The organism is Frigoribacterium sp. 2355 (assembly GCF_054060695.1).
The window spans coordinates 343,241-364,546 of record NZ_JBSSDL010000001.1 but is presented as its reverse complement, the minus strand read 5'-3'; the positions used below and the strand labels follow the sequence as shown (position 1 = coordinate 364,546).

Here is a 21,306-nt window from a genome sequence, read left to right as displayed (position 1 = left end):
GGCTGGTGGCGTGGGGTCGACGGCGTCGAGGGCACAGCGGCGGGGCCCGGTCGCCGTGACGGCGACCGGGCAGCCGACGTCTTAGTTCTGCGCCTTGTGGATGTACGTGACGGCGTCGCCGACGGTCTTGAGGTTCTTGACCTCTTCGTCGGGGATCTTGACGTCGAACTTCTCTTCGGCGTTGACGACGATGGTCATCATGGAGATCGAGTCGATGTCGAGGTCGTCGGTGAACGACTTGTCCATCTCGACGGTGTCGGTGGCGATCCCGGTCTCGTCGTTGACGAGCTCGGCGAGGCCGGCGAGGACTTCTTCGGTGGACAGTGCCATGGTGTTGTCTCCTTGAGGGGGTGTCGTTGTGACCGGGGTAAAGCCTATACAGCGCGCCGCGGTCGGGCGGGCAGCGGCGCGCTAGGGCAGCACGACCACCTGGGCGCCGAACACGAGTCCGGCACCGAAACCGATCTGCAGCGCGAGACCGCCGCTGAGTTCGGGGTGTTCGTCGAGCAGTCGGTGGGTCGCGAGCGGGATGCTGGCGGCCGAGGTGTTGCCGGTGGTCGCGATGTCGCGACCGATCACGACGGACTCGGGCAGGCCGAGCTGCTTCGCGAACTCGTCGATGATGCGCATGTTGGCCTGGTGGGGCACGAAGGCCGACAGCTGGTCGGCGGTCACGCCGGCGCGTTCGAGGGCCTCCTTGGCGACCTTGGCCATCTCCCAGACGGCCCAGCGGAAGACCGTCTGACCTTCTTGGCGAAGGGTCGGCCAGGGGATCTCGCCGGCACCCTCGCGGTACTCGGTCATGGTGTTGGTCATGCCGATGGCGTCCCACTTCGAGCCGTCCGAGCCCCAGACCGTCGGGCCGATGCCCGCGGTGTCGGACGGACCGACGACGGCCGCACCCGCTCCGTCGGCGAGCAGGAACGAGATCGTGCGGTCGGTCGGGTCGATGACGTCGCTGAGCTTCTCGGCACCCACGACGAGGACGTACTCGGCGAGGCCCGACTTGACGAACGAGTCGGCCTGCGCGATGCCGTAGGTGAACCCGGCGCAGGCGGCCGAGATGTCGTAGGCGGCGGCCGGGTTCGCACCGACGCGCTCGGCGAGCAGCGAGGCGACCGACGGGGTCACGACGCCGGCACCGATGGTCGACACGAGGACGGCGCCGATCTGGTCGGGGCGGATGCCCGACTTGGCGATGGCCTCGTTGGCGGCGGTCTCGGCGAGGTCGACGACCTTGACGTCCTTGCCCGCCCGGCGGCGGGTGATCACGCCGGTGCGCTGCTGGATCCACTCGTCGCTGGAGTTGATCGGTTCGATGATGTCGGCGTTCGGGACCACGTTCTCACCGCGGGCGGCGCCGAGTGCGTAGATCCGGGTGAACTGCGCACCGGTGGTCTGGTTGAGCTGGGGGGTGGTCATGCTGCTCCCTCGATGAGGTCGACGGCGGCCTGCAGGTCGTCGGGTGTCTTGACGGCGACCGAGGGGACACCCCTCAGCGCACGCTTGGCCAGGCCGGTCAGGGCTCCGGCCGGGGCGAGTTCGACGATGCCCGTCACACCGGCGTCGGAGAACGACCGCATGGTCGCATCCCATCGGACGGGAGACGACACCTGGCCGACGAGCAGCTCGACGAAGCGCGCGCCCGAGTCGACGGTGCTGCCGTCGTAGTTGGTCCAGAGCGTCGTCGAGGGGTCGGCGGCCGTGACCGAGGCGGCGGCGGAGCGGAGGCGCTCGACGGCGGGCTGCATGTACCGCGTGTGGAAGGCGCCGGCGACCTGGAGGGGCACGACGCGGCTCTTGGCCGGCGGGTCGGCCGCCAGTTCGGCGAGGGCGGCGGTCTCGCCGGCGACGACGATCTGGCCGCCACCGTTGTAGTTGGCGGGGAAGAGCCCGAGCGCGTCGAGACGGGCGAGCAGTTCGGCTTCGTCACCGCCGAGCACGGCGCTCATGCCGGTCTCGACGAGTGCGGCGGCGTCGGCCATGGCCCGGCCCCGCTCGGCGACGAGCGTGACGGCGTCGACGTCGCTCAGCACGCCGCTGACGGCCGCGGCGGTGAACTCGCCGACCGAGTGGCCCGCGACGCCGGCGACGGCGGAGCGCTCGACGCGGCCGAAGAGGGCACGGGCGGTCAGGATGCCGGCCGCGACGATGAGGGGCTGGGCCACGGCGGTGTCGCGGATCGTGTCGGCGTCGGACGTGGTGCCGTGGGCGACGAGATCGAGGCCGGCCGCGTCGGAGAGCGACGTCAGCAGCTCACGCTGGTCGGGGTCTGCCAGCCAGGGGTCGAGGAAACCGGGAGTTTGGGAGCCCTGACCGGGCGCTACGACAACGATCACTGGTCCATCATGCCAACGAGTCGGGGGTTGGCGGTGTAGCAACTCGACCAAAGATGAGCGAGAACGTTGTCGAAGCGCACAGACGTCCTCGCGGGCAGCCCGACGGTCACTTGCGTCGGACCCCTGACCCCTCGGGGTCGGCGATCGATCCGAGCACGAGCGCCGACTGGAGGATCAGCGCCTCACGGGCGCCGGTGGCATCCCAGCCGATCACGTCCGTGACGCGCTTCAGGCGATACCGCACGGTGTTCGGGTGCACGAAGAGTTCGCGTGCCGTGGCCTCGAGCGAGCGCCCGTTGTCGAGGTAGCACCACAAGGTCGTCAGCAACTCGGTCGAGTGCGTCTTGAGGGGCTTGTAGATGCGGTTGACGAGGGTCGACCGTGCGACCGGGTCCCCGGCGAGGGCGCGCTCGGGCAGGAGGTCGTCGGCGAGGACGGGGCGGGGCGCGTTGCGCCAGGCCCGTGCGACCGCGAAACCGGCGAGGGCGGCCTTGGCGCTCTTCGAGGCGTCGACGAGGCTCGGCACCTCGTGGCCGAGCACGAGGTGCCCGTCACCGAAGCCGGGTTCGAGGGCACGCGCGATCTCGGTGAAGCTGGGGTGGGTCGAGGAGGCGCTGCCCTCGTCGAGCGGATCGGCCCGCCCGATGACGAGCACCAGTCGGCTGCCCTGCACGCCGATGAGCACGTCGGCCTCCCGGTGCCGGGCCGTGCGTCGCAGCATGTCGACGTCGAGCATCCGCGGAGCCGTGCCGACCAGGACGGCGACCTCACCGTGCCCATGCCATCCGAGCGCAGCGATGCGGCTGGGCAACTCGTCGTCGTACTCGCCGCTCAGGATCGAGTCGACGACCAGGGCCTCGAGTCGGGCGTCCCAGAGGCCGCGGGCCTCGGCGGCCCGGGCGTAGACGTCCGCCGAGGCGAACGCGATCTCGCGGGAGTAGAGGAGGATCGCTTCGCGCAGCGAGTCGTCGCCGTCCTTGACGCGTTCTTCGACGACCTCGACGGTGATGCGGATGAGCTGCAGGGTCTGCGTGAGGCTGACCGAGCGGAGTAGTTCGCGCGGGGCCGAACCGAAGACGTCGGCCGCGATCCACGGGGTGGATCGCGGGTCGGCGAACCAGCTGATGAACGAGGTGATGCCGGCCTGGGCGACGAGCCCGACCGCCGAGCGGCGCCCGGGAGGCATGTCCCCGTACCAGGGCAGCGTCTCTTCGAGGCGCTTGATGGTCGCGGTGGACAACTCACCCGAGACCGTCCGCAGCCACGCGAGCGTGCGCTCTTTCGTGGCCGCGGACGGCTGCAGGGGCGATGCGGGCACCCGCTCGGCGCTCACGGGGTCGTCAGGCCTCCCCGCCGGCGGTGCCGCTGGTGCCGGCCGTGACGTCGTGCAGCTGGTAACGATCGATCGCCTGCTGGACGACACCGGGGTCGACCTCGCCGCGACGGGCCAGGGCCTGCAGGGTGCGGACGACGACCGACGGTCCGTCGATCTTGAAGAACCGGCGGGCGGCGGCCCGGGTGTCGCTGAAACCGAAGCCGTCGGCCCCGAGGGTCAGGTAGTCGCCGGGCACGTACTCGCGGATCTGATCGGGCACGGCGGCCATGAAGTCGCTCGTGGCGATGACGGGGCCCTCGGAGTCCTTCAGCTTCTCGGTGACGTAGGGCGTCTTCGGCTCCTCGTTCGGGTGCAGGAAGTTGTGCTCCTCGGCGGCCAAGCCGTCGCGGCGCAGTTCGTTCCAGCTCGTGACGCTCCAGACGTCGGCCGCGACGTTCCAGTCGTCGGCGAGCAGCTGCTGTGCCTCGAGAGCCCACGGCACACCGACGCCGGACGCCAGGAGCTGGGCGCGGGGGCCCAGGTTCTCGGCGTCCCTGAGCTTGTAGATGCCGCGCACCACACCGTCGACGTCGAGGCCCTCGGGCTCGACGGGCTGGGCCATCGGCTCGTTGTAGACGGTGATGTAGTACATGACGTTCGGGTCGGAGTGCGACGCGTTGCCGTGCTCGTCGGTGCCGTACATGCGGTCCATGCCCGACTTGACGATGTGCCCGAGCTCGTAGCCGAACGCCGGGTCGTACGAGACGACCGCGGGGTTCGTCGACGCCAGCAGCGGGGAGTGGCCGTCGGCGTGCTGGAGGCCCTCGCCGGTCAGCGTCGTGCGACCCGCGGTGGCACCGATGATGAAGCCGCGCGCCATCTGGTCGCCGGCGGCCCACATGGCGTCACCGGTGCGCTGGAACCCGAACATCGAGTAGAAGACGTAGACCGGGATGAGCGGTTCGCCCTGCGTCGAGTACGAGGTGCCGACGGCGGTGAAGGCCGCGAACGCGCCGGCCTCGTTGATGCCGACGTGGATGATCTGTCCCTGCGGGCTCTCTTTGTAGGCGAGCAGCAGTTCGCGGTCGACCGACGTGTAGTGCTGGCCGTTCGGGTTGTAGATCTTGGACGTCGGGAAGTACGCGTCCATGCCGAAGGTGCGGGCCTCGTCGGGGATGATCGGCACGATGCGGTGGCCGAAGTCGGGCGAGCGCAGCAGGTCCTTCAGGAGGCGCGCGAAGGCCATCGTCGTGGCGACCTCCTGCTTGCCCGACCCCTTCTTGACGACGTCGTAGGTCTTCGCCTCGGGGACCGCGATCTGGGTGTACTTGGTCCGGCGCTCGGGCACGTAGCCGCCCAGGGCACGACGACGCTCCTGCATGTACTGGATCGCGTCGTCGTCCTGACCGGGGTGGTAGTACGGCGGCAGGTACGGGTTCTCGTCGAGCTGGGCGTCGCTGATCGGGATGCGGAGCTCGTCGCGGAACTGCTTGAGGTTGTCGAGCGTGAGCTTCTTCATCTGGTGGGTCGCGTTGCGCCCCTCGAAGGACGGCCCCAGGCCGTAGCCCTTGACCGTCTTGGCGAGGATGACCGTGGGCTGGCCCTTGTGCTCGGTCGCGGCCTTGAAGGCGGCGTAGACCTTGCGGTAGTCGTGGCCACCGCGCTTGAGGTTCCAGATGTCGTCGTCCGAGTAGTCCGCGACGAGTTCGAGGGCGCGCGGGTCGCGACCGAAGAAGTTGTCGCGGACGTAGCCGCCGCTCTCGGCCTTGTAGGTCTGGAAGTCGCCGTCGGGCGTGGTGTTCATGAGGTTGAGCAGTGCGCCGCTCGAGTCGTTCGCGAGCAGGGTGTCCCACTCGCGACCCCAGACGACCTTGATGACGTTCCAGCCGGCGCCGCGGAAGAACGACTCGAGTTCTTGGATGATCTTGCCGTTGCCGCGGACCGGACCGTCGAGGCGCTGCAGGTTGCAGTTGATGATGAAGTTCAGGTTGTCGAGGCCCTCGTTGGCCGCCACCTGCAGCTGACCGCGGCTCTCGACCTCGTCCATCTCGCCGTCGCCGAGGAACGCCCAGACCTGCTGGTCGCTGGCGTCCTTGATGCCACGGTTGGTGAGGTACTTGGCGACCTGCGCCTGGTAGATCGCGTTGATCGGACCGAGGCCCATCGACACGGTCGGGAACTGCCAGAAGTCGGGCATGAGGCGCGGGTGCGGATACGAGCTGAGTCCACCCGAGGCGTGCGACTTCTCTTGGCGGAAGCCGTCGAGCTGGTCCGTGCCGAGCCGGCCCTCGAGGTAGGCGCGGGCGTACATGCCGGGGGAGGCGTGGCCCTGGAAGAACACCTGGTCGCCGCCACCGGAGTGGTCCTGACCGCGGAAGAAGTGGTTGTTGCCGACCTCGTACAGGGCGGCCGACGAGGCGTACGTCGAGATGTGGCCACCCACGGAGACGCCGGGGCGCTGGGCGCGGTGCACCGTGATGGCGGCGTTCCAGCGGACCCACTTGCGGTAGCGGCGCTCGAGGTCTTCGTCGCCGGGGAACTCGGGCTCGTCCTCGGGGGCGATGGTGTTGACGTAGTCCGTCTTCGGCACCATCGGCACGCCCAGGTGCAGCTCGCTCGACCGGGTGAGCAGGCTCTTCATGATCTCGCGGGCACGTTCGTGACCCTGCACCTTCACGAGAGCGTCGAGCGACTCACGCCACTCGGCGGTCTCTTCGGGATCGCGATCGGCCTTGTCGACCGTGTACGGGTCCTGATCGTTAACCGTCACCCTTGACCTCAATCATCTGTGTGGAGCAGCCGTCTCTTGGAGGGCCACCGCGTGGAGTGGACAAACAGATGTCAGGCCCGTCGTGCCCGGGTTCCGAGACGCACTCCGCCTGACCAGCCCACTCTAGTTGCCCGGACCGGGACAGGCTCGGCACGCGCTGGGAACGTCCGGCCACGCCACCGTGTGGAAACCGACGAGTGAGGCGTAGGATCGGCGATCGTGTCAGTCGCCGACCGCCCGGGTCGACGCGAAAGGAACGCACCCATGGCTTTGGAGAACGCCATCCAGGCTCCCGACTTCGACCTGCCGAACCAGTTCGGCGAGCGAGTCCGGTTGAGCGACTTCCGGGGCGTCAAGCCCGTCGCGCTGGTGTTCTTCCCCCTGGCGTTCAGCAGCACCTGCACGAAAGAGCTCTGCACCCTCCGCGACAACCTCGCGATGTTCCAGGACCACCGCGTCGAGTTGCTCGTCGTCTCCGTCGACTCCAAGGCCACGCTGCGCGCCTTCGCCGAGGAGAAGGGCTACGACTTCACCCTGCTGGCGGACTTCTGGCCGCACGGCGAGGTCTCGAAGGAGTACGGCGTCTTCCTCGAGAACAAGGGTTTCGCGACCCGCACCACCTTCCTGATCGACGTCGACGGGGTGATCCGCGAACACTTCGGCACCGAGCCCGGCCAGGAGCGCTCGCTCGCCGACTACCGCGCCGCGCTCGACCTCCTCGTCCCCGTCTCGGCCTGACGACCGCGATCACGACCGGAGGAGGCGCGGGTCCGTTCGTCCACCCGCTAACCTGTAGTCGCTCGCCCGGCTCGTCCCGGTGCGAGGGCCTTTAGCTCAGTTGGTAGAGCGCCACGTTTACACCGTGGATGTCACCGGTTCGAGCCCGGTAGGGCCCACCTCACGAACGGTGGTCGGGCGACCGCGGTTCTCCTCGGTCGCACGGCCCGGCGGGACACGGACGCCGTGTCGGGTCGCGCCTGCGGGCGTCGACGTCGGCGCGTGGCTGGCGACGGTCCGACTGCAGCACCCGGAGGAGAAAGCAAGCCCCTTGTCGCCGCGCAGCCGGTGACGTAGGACTGCCTCGTGGCGATTCCCGTCGAGGAGGGTGACCAGATGAGCGATCAGCAGGACGACGACGCCGGATCGACGCGGGGGATGCGCGCCGTGTTCTGGGTGTGGATGAGCCTGATCGTCGCGGGACTCGTCGTGATGATCGTCGTCCCGTTGACGGCTCGGTGACCAGGATGCGCCGGTTCGTCCGAGACCAGGGGCTCAGCCTCGCCTTCCTCGTGATCTTCGTCGCCGCTCTCGTGGGCCAGTCGTTCGCCGGGCTCGCCGCCGCCAACGAGGAACTCGCGGTGCACGGTCTTCCGCCCGACGCCTACTGGGACTTCGTGTCGTCGTCGAGTTTCCTGGTGGACGTGGCCGAGAACTGGCAGTCCGAGTTCTTGCAGTTCTCCTTGTTCATCGCCGCGACGATCTGGCTGGTGCAACGCGGGTCGCCCGAGTCGAAGAGACCGGGGGACGAGGGCGTCGGCAGCGACGAGACACAACTGGTCGGAGACCACGCGCGGCCGGGGTCGCCCGCCTGGGTGCGCCGGGGCGGTTGGGCATCCACCGTCTACTCGAACTCGCTCCCATTGGTGATGGGCGCCCTCTTCATGTCGTCCTGGCTCGCACAGTCCTTCGGCGGGGCCGTGGTCGCGAACGAGGAGAACGCGGAACACGGCGCGCCACCCGAGACCTGGCTCCAGTACGTCACGTCCCCGGATTTCTGGAACAGGACCCTGCAGAACTGGCAGTCGGAGTTCCTGGCGGTCGGAGCGATGATCGTGTTCTCGATCTTCCTCCGCCAGCGTGGCTCGAGTGAGTCCAAGCCCGTCGGGGCACCGCACGGGAGAAGTGCGGAGGAGTCCGCCTGAGCACGAGGTCGTCGTTCCGTCCTGCGGGCCGCGGACGCCGACGGCAGGACGATGCCCGCGGGGCGGCCGTCCGAGGCCGCCCCGACCGGGAACGGGATCAGCGGCGAGCGGCGCCGCGGCGACCCGAGACGGCGACCCAGACGACCAGCACGACGATCGCGCCGATGATCGAGCCGATGATGCCGGCGGGCTGGAAGAACCCGTCCGTGGGGTCGTGCTGGAACAGCAGGAAGCCGAGGAACCCTCCGACGAACGAACCGATGATGCCCAGCAGGATCGTCATGGCGATCGAGAGGCTCTGGCGACCCGGGACGACCGCGCGGGCGATGAACCCTGCGATGAGGCCGACGACGAGCAAGCTGATGATGAGACCGATCATGGTGTTCTCCTTCCGGGAGAGATGGGCGACCGGCACCGTCGGTGCCGTGGTGTCGCAGGACCCAGCAGACCACCCCTGGAGGTGTGGCGGCACACCCCTCGGGGTGGGATGGTGTCCTCATGCCCCTCGCTCCGACCCGGTCGATCACTGTCGCACTCGTCGACGACTACGACGTCGTGCTCGCCGGTCTCGCCCACATGTTCGACCGCTACCGCGACCGGGTCGTCGTCGCCGAGATCGACGCCACGACGTCCCTGTCCGACCGGGTCGACGTCGTCCTCTACGACTCGTTCGCCCAGCCGGAGTCCGACCATCACGAGCTCGCCGAGCTGGTCGCCAACCCGGCGGCCGGCAAGGTCGTCGTCTACACCTGGAACTTCCACCCCGAGCTCGTCGAGTCGGCTCTGGCGCAGGGCGTGCACGGGTACCTGTCGAAGACCCTCGGTGCCCGCGAGCTGGTCGAGGCGCTCGAGGCGGTCCACCGGGGCGAGCGCGTCGTCAGCGAGGTGCGGGGGCGGGCGCCGAGTGCACCGGGCCTCGACTGGCCCGGCCGCCGCGAGGGCATCACCGACCGCGAGTCCGAGATCCTGGCCCTCATCACCCAGGGGAAGAGCAACGCCGAGGTCGCGGCACTGACCTACCTCAGTCCGAACACGGTCAAGTCGTACATCCGGTCGGTCTACCGGCGGATCGGCGCGACCAGTCGGACGCAGGCGGTGTTGTGGGGCGTCCAGAACGGCTTCCGGCCGGACCACCATCGGATCGACCACTGGCTCGGCGGCCCCTAGGAGGCGCTGCGGCGCCGTCGACGGAGGCGCGCTTCAGTGCGCCAGGGGTTCGCCGTCCCACGAGAGGGCGACCCAGCCGGCCTCGGTCGAGCCCTCGAGGACGACCCACCCCGTGTTGCGGAGTCCGTGGGTGCGACTGAACGCGGCGTCGAGGTTGCGGGCGGTGTCGGCCGCCCAGACGCAGATGGCGGCTTCGTGCGAGACGAGCACCGCGGTCGAGTCGGCCGGTGTCGACGCCACGACCCGATCGACCGCCCCGCGGAACCTGGCCGTGAACTCGGTGCCGCTCTCGCCACCGGGGATGCGCGCCTCCGGGTCGGTCCACCACCGCTGCATGGTGCCGGCGTACCGGGGCAGGGCCTCGGCGTAGGGCAGACCCTCCAGGTCGCCGGCGTCGATCTCGTGGGCACCCTCGACCTCGTGGTGGGGGAGGCCGAGACCGTCGGCGACGATCACGGCGGTCTCACCGGCCCGGCGCAGGCGCGACGAGTGCACGGCGACGATCGATTCGCCTGCCAGGGCCCCAGCGAGGTCGGCGGCCTGTTCGCGACCGAGCGGAGACAGCGGCGGGCCCGGGGGGCGCGAGCCGATGGTGCGGGCGACGTTGTCGGAGGTCTCGCCGTGGCGGATCAGGAGGAGGCGCATCGTGGCTTTCGGTCGGGGCGGAGCGTCCATCGTGCCACGGCGCCCGTGGGCCCCTAGCGCGCGGTGCGATCCGCCAGCACGGCCCGGGCCGCCATCCCGATCACCGCGCTGTAGGTGGGGTAGGCGAAGCGCACCTCCGCCAGGGTGGCGACGTCGACGCCGCCGGCCATGGCGGTGGTGACGGCCTGGACCACCTCGACGGCGTTCTCACCGACGGCATGGGCACCGAGCACGAGCTCGCGACGGCGGTCGGCGATCAGCTTGAGGAACCCCGTCTCGCGGTCGTCGATCACGGCCCGGTCCACGGTCGAGTACGGGATCGTGACGACCACGCACGACTCGTCCGCCTCGCGGGCCTCGTCCTCGGTGAGGCCGACGCCGGCGTAGTCCGGGTCGGTGAACCCACCGGCGGGCAGGAGGTGGTGCGGCGTGCGGCGGTTGGCTCCGAGGACGGCGTTCTCGGCGGCGGCCTCCCCCTCGAACTGGGCGGCCTGGACCAGCATGTCGCGGCCGTTGGCGTCGCCCACGGCGAAGACGTGCGGGACGACGGTCCGGAAGTACCGGTCGACGGGGACGGACGAGCGCTCCACCTCGATCCCGGCGTTCTCCAGGCCGAGGTCCGCGACGTCCGCCGGCCACCCCGTGGCCATGACGACCACGTCGAAGTCGGCCCGGACGCTCGCGTCGTCCTGCCGCCAGGTCAGGGTGATCGAGCCGTCGTCGGCTCGGGCGAGGCTCTCGACGCCGTCGATCCCCGTGCGCACGTCGATGCCCTGCTCGGTTAACGCGACGGAGACCGCCTCCGAGATCGACGCGTCCGACGTCGTCAGCACCCGCGGGGCGACGTCGAGGAGCGTCACGTCGCTGCCGAACGCGTCGAACACCGTCACGAGTTGTGCGCCCGTGTTGCCCGCGCCGATCACGGCCACCCGGTGGGGGAGGGACGGCAGGTCGAGGACGTGCTCGGGCACCGTCGCCAGCTCGCCGCCCGGGATCGGCAGTCGGCGCGAGTGACCGCCGACGCAGATCAGGATCGACGCCGCCGAGATCGTCCGCCCGCTGTCGAGGGCGAGGGTCGAGTCGTCGACGAACCGGGCCCTGCCCTCGTGGACCAGCTCGACGCCCGCGGCCTCGAACCGCTCGGCCTCCCGCTTGATCGACCGCACCGCGTCGACGCGCTCCCGGACGCGGGCGACGGTCGTCGCCCAGTCGATCGTCGGGGGAGCGACGTCGACGCCGTAGACGTCCGCGTGCCGGGTCTCGCGGATCAGCCGGGCCGTCTTGGCCAGCACCCTGGTGGGCACGCATCCGGTGTTCACGCAGGTGCCTCCCTCGCGCCCCGCCTCGAGGACGACGACGCGGGCCCCGAGTTCGGCTGCGCGCAGGGCCGCCGCGGTGCCCGCCGGACCGGCGCCGATGACGGCGACGTCGTAGTCCTTCTCCGAGATGCCCATGTGCTGCCTGCCCCTTCGTCGAGTCGGTCGTCAGGTCGAACTCAACCAGCTGCGGATGGGCGGACGCCCGTGCAGGCGAGTCGAGGCGGAGGAGCAGACCGGTCCGTCCCGACTCGCTAGCATGACCACGTGACCATCGACCTGAAGACGACCCGGCCCGACGGCACGCCCCGCACGGTGCCGCTCACGGACGACGACGTCGCTCGGGGTCGGGTGCTCGTCCGGTGGATGCGCGTGGCCCTCGTCGTCGGCATCGTCCTCTCGCTCGGCCTGGTCGTCTTCGTCTGGACCCAGGTCCCGGTCTGGACGACCACCCCGTACCGGCGACACGGCGTCGAACACTCCTTGCCGACCTTCGCGCTGTTGCTCTTCCCCGGCCTCGGGGTCGGGATGCTCGCGTCGACCCTGCGGAAGTCGAGTGCCTACGTCCCGCCCCGCGAGAGGACGTTCCTGCTGGTCGCGATGCCGATCTTCGTCGTCTTCATCGTGGGTGCGACGGCCTACCTCGCGTCCACGTACCTGGCAGCGGGGGCGTCGGTCTGATCGGTCGACCGATCGCTCACCTGCCCCCGACGATCTCGTCGGCGTTGTCCGTGATCCAGTCCATCAGGGGCACGAGACGCTCGGCGAGCTCGCTGCCGCGTCCGGTCAACGAGTAGTCGACCCGCGGAGGGATCGTCGGCTGGGCGGCCCGGTGGACGATGCCGTCGGCCTCGAGGGTCTTCAGGGTCGAGGCCAGCATCTTCTCGCTGATGCCCTCGATCTCTCGTCGCAACGCACCCCACCGGAGAGGACCGCGTTCGAGCGCGAGCAGGATGAGCACGCCCCACCGGCTGGTCACGTGGGTCAACACCACCCGGCTCGGGCATTCGGCCGGGAAACGACCGGACGGAGCAGGGCGGGCAGCTTCCACGATTCCGACGTCCACGTCAGTAGCTTACGAAAAGGTGCGTACCCGCACATGGGAAGTTCCGGTGGATCGTGGTCGTTCACCCCGACACGCAACCGAAAGGAACACCATGTCCACGATCGTCACCGCCGCCTCCGGTCAGCTCGGCCGCCTCGTCGTCGAGTCCCTCCTCGCCCGCGGCGCCGCCCCCGACAGCGTCGTCGCCACGTCGCGCGACGTCTCGAAGCTGGCCGACCTCGCCGAGCGCGGCGTCCGCACCGCCGAGCTCGACTACACGCAGCCCGACACCGTCGCGGCCGTCATCGAGGCCGGCGACGTCGTCGTCCTCATCTCGAGCGACGCGGTCGGTCAGCGCGTGGCACAGCACGGCACTGTCGTCGACGCCGCCGCGGCCGCCGGTGCCGCGCGCATCGTGTACACGAGCGTCCTCGCGGCCTCGACCTCGCCCCTGGTCCTCGCGCCCGAGCACAAGGCGACCGAGGAGCACCTCGCCGCCTCCGGGGTGCCCACGACGCTGCTGCGCAACGGCTGGTACACCGAGAACTACGTCGGCGAGATCGCCACCGCCCGCGAGTCGGGCGTCGTCTCGGCGAGCGTGGGCGACGGCCGCGTCGCCAGCGCCAGCCGACGCGACTACGCCGAGGCCGCCGCCGCCACGGCCCTCGACGAGTCGACCGCCGGTCGCACCTTCGAGCTGTCCGGCGACCAGGCCTGGTCCTTCGACGAGTTCGCCGAGGCGCTCACCGTCGTCACGGGCCGTCCGGTCCGCTACGAGTCGCTCACGCCCGAGCAGCACGCCGAGCGCCTGCGCGGCCTCGGCCTGGACGAGGGCACGGTCGGCTTCGTCGTCGCCCTCGACGGGAACATCCGCGACGGGCTGCTCGCCGACACGAGCGGCGACCTCTCAGGTCTGATCGGCCGCCCGACGACCCCGCTCGTCGAGGCGCTCTCCGCCGCCTCGGCGTAGTCACGCCGACCGCCGGGGCGGCAGCCCGCAGGAGGCGCGGTTCCGGTCGTCCGGGCACCGCGCCTCCTCGTCGGCCCCTCCCCGGCGCCGGCCGGCCGGCGTCCGGCGTCGACGGCGGGTCCCGGTGTCTAGGCTCGACGCATGGCCACCCTCGTCCTCGTCCGACACGGACGCACCACCGCCAACGCGAGCGGCGTGCTCGCCGGACGGACGGCCGGCGTCCGGCTCGACGACGTCGGACGCGAGCAGGCGCGGCGGACCGCCGACCGGCTCGCCGTCGTGCCGCTCGTCGGCGTCGTGTCGAGTCCTCTCGAACGCTGCCGTCAGACGTCCCGGGCGATCCTCGACCGTCAGACCGGGACGCCGGCGACGCCCGTCGAGCGGGGCATCACCGAATGCGACTACGGCGACTGGCAGGGTCGGCCGCTCAAGGACCTGGCCGGCGAGGCCCTCTGGTCCGTCGTGCAGAACCAGCCGTCCGCCGCGGTCTTCCCCGGCGGCGAGTCGCTGCAGACCATGCAGTCCCGGGCGGTCGCCGCGGTCCGCCGGCACGACGCCGCGTTCGAGGCCGAACACGGTCCGGGCGCCGTGTGGGTCGCCGTCAGTCACGGTGACATCATCAAGTCGATCCTCGCCGACGCCTACGGCATGCACCTCGACCTGTTCCAGCGCATCACCGTGGGTCCGGCCTCGGTGTCGATCGTGCGCTACGGGCCGAACCGGCCCGACGTCGTCGCGACGAACACGGACTCGGGCGACCTCTCGTGGCTGCGGCAGGCGGCTCCCGCCGCCGACGCCGCCGTCGGGGGAGGCGCGGGTCCGGCGGGCGGCGGCGCCGCCGGCGACGAGCCTCCCGCGACCTGAGCGTCGGCGGCGGGGCGCTCGTAGACTCGCGGCATGCCCTCCATCGTCCACACCTTCGACTGGCCGGATCGGGTCGTCGTCGGGACCATCGGCCGTCCCGGCTCCCGCGCGTTCTACCTCCAGGCCCGTGACGGGTCGCGGGTCACGAGCGTCGGCCTCGAGAAGATGCAGTCGGCCGCACTCGCCGAGAAGATCGACGAGATCCTCGACCAGGTGATGGCCGCCGACGGCAACCCGGTCAGCGTGCCCACCGGCATCCCGGTCGAGCTCGTCGACAACGAGCCCCTCGACCAGCCCGTCGAGCCCGAGTTCCGGGCCGGGGCGCTCAGCCTCGGCTGGGACCCGTCCACCGCCCAGGTCGTCATCGAGGCGTTCCCGCTGGTCGAGGTGGCGGACGACGCCGACGTCGACGAGGCCGAGCTCGAGCCGGACGAGGTCCTGGTCGTCCGCATCCCCGTCGGCACGGCGAGGGCGTTCGCGGCTCGGACCCTCGAGATCGTCGGGGCCGGTCGACCGCTCTGCCCCTTCTGCGGGCAGCCGATCGACCCCGAGGGCCACGTCTGCGTCCTGTCCGGCGACCTCTGATGTCCTCGGCGTCGGCCGAGGACGCTCCCTCCGGGGCGTCCGCCACCGTTCCGCCGGACGACGTCGACCTCGAGCTCACCGGTCGCATCCGCACGGCGTCGAACGCGTCGTTCCTGGCCCGCCTCGGCGACGTGTCGGTCATCTACAAGCCCGTCGCCGGCGAACGGCCGCTCTGGGACTTCCCCGACGGTCGCCTCGCCGATCGTGAGGTCGCGGCCTACCTCGTCTCCGAGGCCCTGGGTTGGGACGTCGTCCCGCGCACCTGGCTGCGCGACGGCCCGCTCGGCGAGGGCATGGTCCAGCTCTGGCAGGACGTCGACCCGGAGCAGGACGCCGTCGACCTCGTCCCGGTCGACGACCTGCCCGACGACGGGTGGCGCCTCGTGCTCGAGGGTGAGGGCGACGACGGGCCGGTCGCCCTGATCCACGAGGACACCGATGCCCTCCGCCGCATGGCCGTTTTCGACGTCGTGGTCAACAACGCCGACCGCAAGGGTGCCCACGTGCTCGCCCTGCCCGACGGACGACGGCACGGCGTGGACCACGGACTCACCTTCCACGCCGAGCACAAACTGCGCACCGTGCTCTGGGGCTGGATCGGCGATCCGCTCACCACCGACGAACTCGCCGGGGTCGAGCGCGTCCGGGCCGGTCTGTCCGGTGGCCTGGGGACGGCCCTCGCGCCGCTCGTGACGTCGGACGAACTCGAGGCGCTCGACGACCGCTGCGCCCGCCTGCTCGCGTCCTCCGTCTTCCCCGAGCCGTACGGCCCTATGCCGGCGGTTCCGTGGCCCGTGTTCTGACGTACGACCCGACGACGGCCGCTCCGAGGTCGTCCAGGTCGGGGGCGGTCACCGTGCCGTCGACCCGCCGCGCCATACCATCGACGAAGCGGGCGAGCCCCGGGTCGTCGCCGAGCCGGAAGAACGTCGTGTGCGCGCCGAGGCGGCGGGCCACGTCCAGTTGCTCCACGGCCCGCAGGATCGTCACGGGGTGCGGCGGGTAGTCGAAGAAGACCTCACCGCCGGGCTCGAGGTGGGAGGTCGGCTCGCCGTCGGTGACGATCAACAGGACGGGTTGCGCGGTCGGGTGCTTGCGGAAGTGCCGGTTCGCCAGCAGAAGGGCGTGGTGGAGGTTCGTACCCTTGTCCCACTTCGCGTCGAGGGCGACGAGCTGCTCGATCGGCATGACCTCGGCGTGTCGGCCGAACCCGATCAGCTGCAGGTCGTCGCCGCGGAAGCGCGACGTGATCAGGGTGTGCAGGGCGAGGGCCGTGCGCTTCATCGGCACCCAGCGGTCCTCCATCGCCATCGAGAACGACGTGTCGACGAGCAGGGCGACGCAGGCCTGCGTCCGGGCGTCGGTCTCGTGCACCTCGACGTCGCCGATCTCGATCCGCACCCCGCCGTCGGTCCGGCCGCCCCCGGCGGCGGTCCGCGTGACCGCGTTCGTGATCGTCCGGGTGACGTCCCACGGCTCGGTGTCGCCGAAGGCCCATTCACGACTCGCGCCGGAGCGGTCGCCGAGGCCTCCCGCGGACCGCAACTCGCGCCTCCCCGCTCGTCCCGACATCTTCGCCGCGACGTCGCGCAGCAGGTTCTTGCCGAGCTGCCTCATGGCCCGGGGCGTCAGGGCCAGCGTGCCGTCGGCCCGACGGAGGAGGGCACCCGAGTCGCGGAGGGCCTTCTCGAGCCGCCGCAGGGCCGCGGCGTCGACGGCGGCCTGCTCGCCCAGTTGGCGGCGCAGGGCGTCGAGGTCGACGTCGTCGAGCGACGATCCGTGCGACTGCTGGGCGAGCTGTTCCGCGAGCGCATCGAGGTCGGCGAGGTCCTGGAAGACCCCCGTGCCGTCGCCGAGCCCGAGGCCCTGTTCGCCGTCCATGCCCTCGGAGCCGCTCCAGTCCTGCCCCGGTCTCAGCGCACGCAGGGTGCCGTCGAGCCGTTCGAGGGACTGCATCAGGTCGGGGGAGCCGAAGGCCTGCTGGGCCAGGGCGTCCAGCTCGGCCCGTTGCTCGGCCGTCATCGAGTTGCGGAGGCGTTGGGCGGCGGCCGCACGAGCGGCCAGGGCGTCGATCAACGCGTCGACGTCGCCCGGTTGCTCGGGGAACGAGTCGCCGTGCTTCGCCATGAAGTCGTCGAACTGCCCAGGAGTGTCCTCGCCTCGGGCGTGCGCGTCGAGCAAAGCGTTGAGGTCACGCAGCATCTCGGCCACGGCCTCGCGGTCGGCGTCCGAGGCGTTCTCGAGGGCGGTCTTCATCCCCGCGAAGCGCTGGTCGAGCATCTCGCGACCGAGCAGGTCCTTGATCTCGTCGTAGGCGTCCTGGGCCTCCCGGCTCTGCCACCGGTACTCCGACAGCTCGGCGACGGCGCCGGCGGGGGACGGCGGAAGGCTGTCGAGCTGGAGCTCGGCGAGCGCGCGGTCGCCGTCGTCGAGGTCGACGTCGCGGGCGAGCTGGGCGCGTTCGGCCATGAGGGCCCGGTCGAGCAGCTCGCGGACCTCGTGCAGCGTGCCGTCGAGGTGGTGGTCCCGGGTCAGGGCCCGCCGACGTTCGGCGACCTGCCGGGCCAGGTCGTCGAGACCGGTCCGGTCGCGACCACCGCGCCGGAGGAACTCACGGAGCGCCGCCTCGGCGCTCGTGCCCGCCATGACGTCCCGTCCGACGGCGTCGAGTGCTTCGGAGAGATCGGCAGGAGGCGCGAGCGGGTCGGGCCCGTCGGCGTACCTCTGGTAGCGCGCGGCCCGGTTCAACCGCCGGTTCGCCCTAGCCACGTCGCACCTCAGAACCCGTAGGCCGCTTCACCGTCGCCGCTCTCCTTGCTCACGCGGCGGGCCAGGAACAGGCCCTCGAGCGCCAGCTCGATCGCCCCGGCGCGCCCGCCGTCGGTCGTCGCGCCGAGCCGTTCGGCGACGCGGTCGTAGAGGTCGTCCTCGCCGAGCGCGGGCAAGCCGGCCAGGAAGTCCCGGGCGGTGACCTGCTCACCGGTCGTCACCATGACGCCCGACTCGAGGGCGTCGACGAGCCCGTCGAAGTCGAGCCCCCGGAAGTGGGCGCGGACGGTCTCGGCGGTCGCCGTCCGCAGCAGGTGCTCGAGGACCTCCTCGGCACGGTCCTCTTCTCCGGACTCGAACTCGATCTTGCCGCCGAGCACGTCGACGGCCGTCTCGAGGTCGATCGGTCGTGCCACGGCCTCGTCCTCGCCCTGCCTGGTCGCGCGGTGCAGGGCGGCGGCCGCGATGGTCTCGGCTCCGGCGATCGCGAAGCGGGCGCTGACGCCGCTGCGCTGGTCCACCGAGGGGGACTCGCGGAGCGCGCGGGTGAAGCGCGCCAGGATCTCGACGAGGTGGTCCGGCACCTCGGCGACGAGGTCGGCCTCCTGGCGGACGACCGCGACCTCGTCGGCGAGCTCGGTCGGGTAGTGCGTCCGGATCTCGGCACCGAAGCGGTCCTTGAGGGGGGTGATGATCCTCCCTCGGTTGGTGTAGTCCTCGGGGTTGGCGCTGGCCACGACGAGCACGTCGAGCGGTAGGCGAAGGACGTAACCGCGGATCTGGATGTCGCGCTCCTCCATCACGTTGAGCATCGCCACCTGGATGCGCTCGGCGAGGTCGGGCAACTCGTTGACCGCGACGATGCCGCGGTGGCCCCGGGGGATGAGCCCGAAGTGGATCGTCTCGGGATCGCCGAGGCTGCGTCCCTCGGCCACCCGCATCGGATCGACGTCGCCGATCAGGTCGGCGACGCTCGTGTCGGGTGTCGCCAGCTTCTCGACGTAGCGCTCGTCGCGTCCCCGCCAGGCGACGGGCAGGTCGTCGCCGAGCTCGGCGGCGCGACGGCGGCTCTCGCTCGTGATCGGCTCGAACGGGTGCTCGCCCAGCTCGGACCCCTCGATCACGGGGGACCACTCGTCGAGCAGACCGGCGAGCGTCCTGAGCAGGCGGGTCTTGCCCTGACCTCGCTCTCCCAGCAGGACGATGTCGTGGCCCGCGATCAAGGCCCGTTCCAGCTGCGGGATGACCGTGGACCGGAAGCCGTGGAGCCCCGGCCAGGGATCACGTCCCTCGCGCAGGGCGTCGAGCAGGTTGTCTCGGATCTCGGTGCGGAGGTGCTTGGGGACGTGCCCTGAGCGCCTGAGTTCGCCGACGGTTCTCGCGGAGGGAGGCATCACCCCGGTGACGCTACGCTCCCGACCCGGACCTCGCGAGGGGCGCCTCCTGCGAGCTTGCCGAGACGTCACGATTCGACGACATCCGTCGCGCGACGGTGGTCGCCTCTCGTCGGAGCCGGTTGACTGGCCGACATGGCTGCCGACGACGACGCCCTCCGGACACCCGACCTCACGACCCCCGTCTCGACGAAGAGATGGCGCGTCATCGGCCCCGGGCTGGTGGTCGCGGCCACCGGCATCGGGGCGGGAGACCTCGTCGCCACCCTCGTCGCGGGCTCCCGCTTCGGCTACGCCCTCGCCTGGACCGTGGTCGTGGGCGTCGTCGTCAAGATCGCCCTCGTCGAGGGCGCCGGGCGCTGGTCGCTGGCCACGGGGCGGTCGATCTTCGAGGGGTGGCGATCGCTCGGGCGCTGGACGAGCGTGTACTTCGGCGTCTACGTCGTCGTCTGGGGCTTCGTCTACGGGGCCGCCGCGATGAGCTCGACCGCGCTGCCGTTGCAGGCGCTCTTCCCGGGGGTCGACCTCAAGGTGTTCGCGATCGGCGCCGGCGTGCTCGGCGGCGTCATGGTGTGGTTCGGCAAGTACTCGTTCTTCGAGAAGGTCATCGCCTTCTTCGTCGGCCTCATGTTCGTCACGGTGGTCGGCTCGGCGATCGTCACCTTGCCGAACCTCGGCGAACTCGCGGCCGGTCTCGTGCCGACCATCCCCGAGAACGGGCTGGTCGTCGCGCTCAGCGTCACCGGCGGGGTCGGCGGCACCATCACGCTCGCCGCCTACGGCTACTGGTTGCGCGAGAAGGGCTGGCACAGTCCGGGCTGGATGAAGGTCATGCGACTCGACAACGGCGTCGCCTACGTCGTGAGCGGCGTCTTCGTCCTCGCGATGCTCGTGGTCGGGGCCGAGCTCCTGTACTCCGGCGGCATCGCGTTGGCCGACGGAGAAGGGGGGCTGGTCCAGCTCGCGGCCGTCCTCGGCGAGCGCTACGGCACCTTCATGACCTGGTTCTTCCTGATCGGGTTCTTCGCGACCTCGTTCTCGTCGATCCTCGGCGTGTGGAACGGCGTGTCGCTCATGTTCGCCGACTTCGTGGGCACCCTTCGCGGTTTCGACGCGGACGACCCCCGACGCCGCATCGGCGGCCTCTACTACCGGGTCTTCGTCGTCTGGCTCACGGTTCCTCCGATGGCGATCCTCTTCCTGGACCGGCCGATCGGCTTGATCGTGCTCTACGGCGTGCTCGGGGCGCTCTTCATGCCGTTCCTGGCGATCACCCTGCTCTGGCTGCTGAACTCGTCACGCACGCCGGCCGAGTGGCGCAGCCGGTGGGTGAGCAACTCGCTCATGGGGATCTGCGCCGTGCTCTTCGTCGTGCTGGGTGCGCAGCAGCTCGCGACCGAGGTCGGCAAGCTGTTCGCCTGACCCGCGCGTCGGCAACTCCTGGTCCCTGCGGCGGCACGTGCCGCCCGCGGGGCGGTCAGACCGGTCTCGCGACGGGAGGCAGGAATTGCCGACGTCACGGGTCGGGGCGCGCGGGCCGGCGGTGGACGGTGGCGCGGGGCGGACGGTGGCGCGGGGCGGTCAGTGGCCTGCGGCGCGGGCGGCGGCCTCGACGCGGTCGTGGTGTCGTCGCCATCCGTCGGCATCGCGGTCCGGCACGTTCGGGTCGGCGGGGCCGTTGCCGAGGCCGCCGTCGATCAACTCGCGGACGACGTCGGCGTGGCCGGCGTGCCGGGCGGTCTCGACGGTCAGGTGCACGAGGATCTGGTGCAGCGTGACGGCACGGCGGTCGGGTCCCCACCAGGGGACGTCACCGGGCGCGTCGAGCGGCAACGCCCGGACGGTCTCGTCGGCGTGGGCGTTCGACCGCTGCAGGAGGTCGACGACGAAGCCGCGGCTCTCGTCCGGAGTCGCCCACAGGTCGGCCTCGGGTTCGCTCTCGTCGGTCAACCACGGCGTCTCGATGCCGCTCGGTCGCCCGAAGACGTCGCCGAGGTAGCCGAGCTGCACGGTGGCGACGTGCTTGACCAGCCCGAGCAGGTTGGTGCCGCTCGGCACCAGCGGGCGACGGACGTCGTACTCCGACAGTCCGTCGAGCTTGCGCACCAGGTCGTCGCGCGAACGGGTCAGGTACCGGCTGAGGTGTTCCTTCTGGTCCATGCCGACACTCTGCCCCTCAGGGCGTCGACCGTCCACCGGCCGACC

At 70.9% G+C, this 21,306-nt stretch carries 22 protein-coding genes and 1 tRNA gene; 11 read left to right on the top strand and 12 right to left on the bottom strand.

Going from position 1 to position 21,306, the window contains the following annotated elements; all coding sequences use genetic code 11:
- Positions 1-81 precede the first annotated feature (81 nt).
- The 5 genes from ACVJ1F_RS01725 to aceE form a co-directional block, all read right to left on the bottom strand.
- Complete coding sequence (locus tag ACVJ1F_RS01725; protein ID WP_043592609.1) at positions 82-330, bottom strand: acyl carrier protein; 249 nt, start codon at positions 328-330, stop codon at positions 82-84.
- Between the two features lie 81 nt (positions 331-411).
- Positions 412-1,422, bottom strand: a complete 1,011-nt coding sequence (locus ACVJ1F_RS01720; protein ID WP_123570163.1) for a beta-ketoacyl-ACP synthase III — start codon at positions 1,420-1,422, stop codon at positions 412-414.
- A complete protein-coding gene (locus ACVJ1F_RS01715; protein WP_456884316.1) occupies positions 1,419-2,339 on the bottom strand; it encodes an ACP S-malonyltransferase in 921 nt (306 codons plus the stop codon). The genes ACVJ1F_RS01720 and ACVJ1F_RS01715 overlap by 4 nt, the downstream gene beginning before the upstream one ends.
- A gap of 106 nt (positions 2,340-2,445) precedes the next feature.
- A complete protein-coding gene (locus ACVJ1F_RS01710; protein WP_056047511.1) occupies positions 2,446-3,657 on the bottom strand; it encodes a PucR family transcriptional regulator in 1,212 nt (403 codons plus the stop codon).
- 22 nt (positions 3,658-3,679) lie between these two features.
- The gene (gene aceE, locus ACVJ1F_RS01705) at positions 3,680-6,424 is read right to left on the bottom strand and encodes a pyruvate dehydrogenase (acetyl-transferring), homodimeric type (RefSeq protein ID WP_456884314.1); all 2,745 of its coding nucleotides are present in this window, start codon (positions 6,422-6,424) and stop codon (positions 3,680-3,682) included.
- A gap of 264 nt (positions 6,425-6,688) precedes the next feature.
- Here aceE and ACVJ1F_RS01700 point away from each other — a divergent pair, with 264 nt between their 5' ends.
- The 4 genes from ACVJ1F_RS01700 (at position 6,689) to ACVJ1F_RS01685 (ending at position 8,346) form a co-directional block, all read left to right on the top strand.
- Positions 6,689-7,162, top strand: coding sequence for a peroxiredoxin (locus ACVJ1F_RS01700; RefSeq protein ID WP_056045573.1), 474 nt, complete (start codon positions 6,689-6,691; stop codon positions 7,160-7,162).
- Between the two features lie 85 nt (positions 7,163-7,247).
- Positions 7,248-7,320 (top strand) — tRNA-Val (locus ACVJ1F_RS01695).
- Positions 7,321-7,537: 217 nt separating this feature from the next.
- Positions 7,538-7,663, top strand: a complete 126-nt coding sequence (locus ACVJ1F_RS01690) for a hypothetical protein (protein WP_456884312.1) — start codon at positions 7,538-7,540, stop codon at positions 7,661-7,663.
- A 5-nt stretch (positions 7,664-7,668) separates the two neighbouring features.
- Positions 7,669-8,346, top strand: coding sequence for a DUF6766 family protein (locus ACVJ1F_RS01685; RefSeq protein WP_456884541.1), 678 nt, complete (start codon positions 7,669-7,671; stop codon positions 8,344-8,346).
- Between the two features lie 97 nt (positions 8,347-8,443).
- On the opposite strand, the gene ACVJ1F_RS01680 is transcribed toward ACVJ1F_RS01685, so the two are convergent.
- Positions 8,444-8,725 (bottom strand): GlsB/YeaQ/YmgE family stress response membrane protein, encoded by a 282-nt coding sequence (locus ACVJ1F_RS01680; protein ID WP_123570784.1) that lies wholly within the window; start codon positions 8,723-8,725, stop codon positions 8,444-8,446.
- 119 nt (positions 8,726-8,844) lie between these two features.
- On the opposite strand from ACVJ1F_RS01680, the gene ACVJ1F_RS01675 reads away from it, so the two are divergent.
- The gene (locus ACVJ1F_RS01675) at positions 8,845-9,513 is read left to right on the top strand and encodes a response regulator transcription factor (protein WP_043592622.1); all 669 of its coding nucleotides are present in this window, start codon (positions 8,845-8,847) and stop codon (positions 9,511-9,513) included.
- 33 nt (positions 9,514-9,546) lie between these two features.
- On the opposite strand, the gene ACVJ1F_RS01670 is transcribed toward ACVJ1F_RS01675, so the two are convergent.
- Positions 9,547-10,158, bottom strand: a complete 612-nt coding sequence (locus tag ACVJ1F_RS01670) for a histidine phosphatase family protein (RefSeq protein ID WP_456884310.1) — start codon at positions 10,156-10,158, stop codon at positions 9,547-9,549.
- Between the two features lie 53 nt (positions 10,159-10,211).
- On the bottom strand, positions 10,212-11,612 hold the full coding sequence (locus ACVJ1F_RS01665; protein WP_456884309.1) for a dihydrolipoyl dehydrogenase family protein: 1,401 nt from the start codon (positions 11,610-11,612) through the stop codon (positions 10,212-10,214).
- A 129-nt stretch (positions 11,613-11,741) separates the two neighbouring features.
- Between ACVJ1F_RS01665 and ACVJ1F_RS01660 the strand changes: the two genes are divergently transcribed.
- On the top strand, positions 11,742-12,155 hold the full coding sequence (locus ACVJ1F_RS01660) for a hypothetical protein (RefSeq protein WP_456884307.1): 414 nt from the start codon (positions 11,742-11,744) through the stop codon (positions 12,153-12,155).
- Positions 12,156-12,171: 16 nt separating this feature from the next.
- Here ACVJ1F_RS01660 and ACVJ1F_RS01655 read toward each other — a convergent pair whose 3' ends face one another.
- Entirely contained in the window at positions 12,172-12,540 is a 369-nt protein-coding gene (locus ACVJ1F_RS01655; protein ID WP_456884306.1) for a winged helix-turn-helix transcriptional regulator, read from the bottom strand.
- Between the two features lie 91 nt (positions 12,541-12,631).
- Here ACVJ1F_RS01655 and ACVJ1F_RS01650 point away from each other — a divergent pair, with 91 nt between their 5' ends.
- The 4 genes from ACVJ1F_RS01650 to ACVJ1F_RS01635 all read left to right on the top strand — a co-directional run bounded on the left by ACVJ1F_RS01650 (position 12,632) and on the right by ACVJ1F_RS01635 (position 15,741).
- Positions 12,632-13,489, top strand: coding sequence for an SDR family oxidoreductase (locus tag ACVJ1F_RS01650; protein ID WP_456884304.1), 858 nt, complete (start codon positions 12,632-12,634; stop codon positions 13,487-13,489).
- A gap of 141 nt (positions 13,490-13,630) precedes the next feature.
- Entirely contained in the window at positions 13,631-14,353 is a 723-nt protein-coding gene (locus tag ACVJ1F_RS01645) for a histidine phosphatase family protein (protein WP_456884303.1), read from the top strand.
- Between the two features lie 33 nt (positions 14,354-14,386).
- Positions 14,387-14,938 carry a DUF3090 domain-containing protein gene (locus ACVJ1F_RS01640; protein ID WP_056045550.1) on the top strand — a complete coding sequence of 184 codons (552 nt, stop codon included), beginning with the start codon at positions 14,387-14,389 and terminating at the stop codon, positions 14,936-14,938.
- Positions 14,938-15,741 (top strand): SCO1664 family protein, encoded by an 804-nt coding sequence (locus ACVJ1F_RS01635; protein ID WP_456884301.1) that lies wholly within the window; start codon positions 14,938-14,940, stop codon positions 15,739-15,741. Before ACVJ1F_RS01640 ends, ACVJ1F_RS01635 begins: the two co-directional genes overlap by 1 nt.
- Here the strand turns inward: ACVJ1F_RS01635 and ACVJ1F_RS01630 are convergent.
- Together ACVJ1F_RS01630 and ACVJ1F_RS01625 are read right to left on the bottom strand one after the other, a co-directional pair.
- Positions 15,710-17,707 (bottom strand): hypothetical protein, encoded by a 1,998-nt coding sequence (locus ACVJ1F_RS01630; protein WP_456884299.1) that lies wholly within the window; start codon positions 17,705-17,707, stop codon positions 15,710-15,712. The genes ACVJ1F_RS01635 and ACVJ1F_RS01630 overlap by 32 nt on opposite strands.
- Before the next feature lie 8 nt (positions 17,708-17,715).
- Positions 17,716-19,101, bottom strand: coding sequence for a magnesium chelatase (locus ACVJ1F_RS01625; RefSeq protein WP_456884297.1), 1,386 nt, complete (start codon positions 19,099-19,101; stop codon positions 17,716-17,718).
- Positions 19,102-19,236: 135 nt separating this feature from the next.
- Here ACVJ1F_RS01625 and ACVJ1F_RS01620 point away from each other — a divergent pair, with 135 nt between their 5' ends.
- Complete coding sequence (locus ACVJ1F_RS01620) at positions 19,237-20,523, top strand: Nramp family divalent metal transporter (protein ID WP_456884295.1); 1,287 nt, start codon at positions 19,237-19,239, stop codon at positions 20,521-20,523.
- 159 nt (positions 20,524-20,682) lie between these two features.
- Here ACVJ1F_RS01620 and ACVJ1F_RS01615 read toward each other — a convergent pair whose 3' ends face one another.
- A complete protein-coding gene (locus ACVJ1F_RS01615) occupies positions 20,683-21,261 on the bottom strand; it encodes a DinB family protein (RefSeq protein WP_173150915.1) in 579 nt (192 codons plus the stop codon).
- Positions 21,262-21,306: the final 45 nt, after the last annotated feature.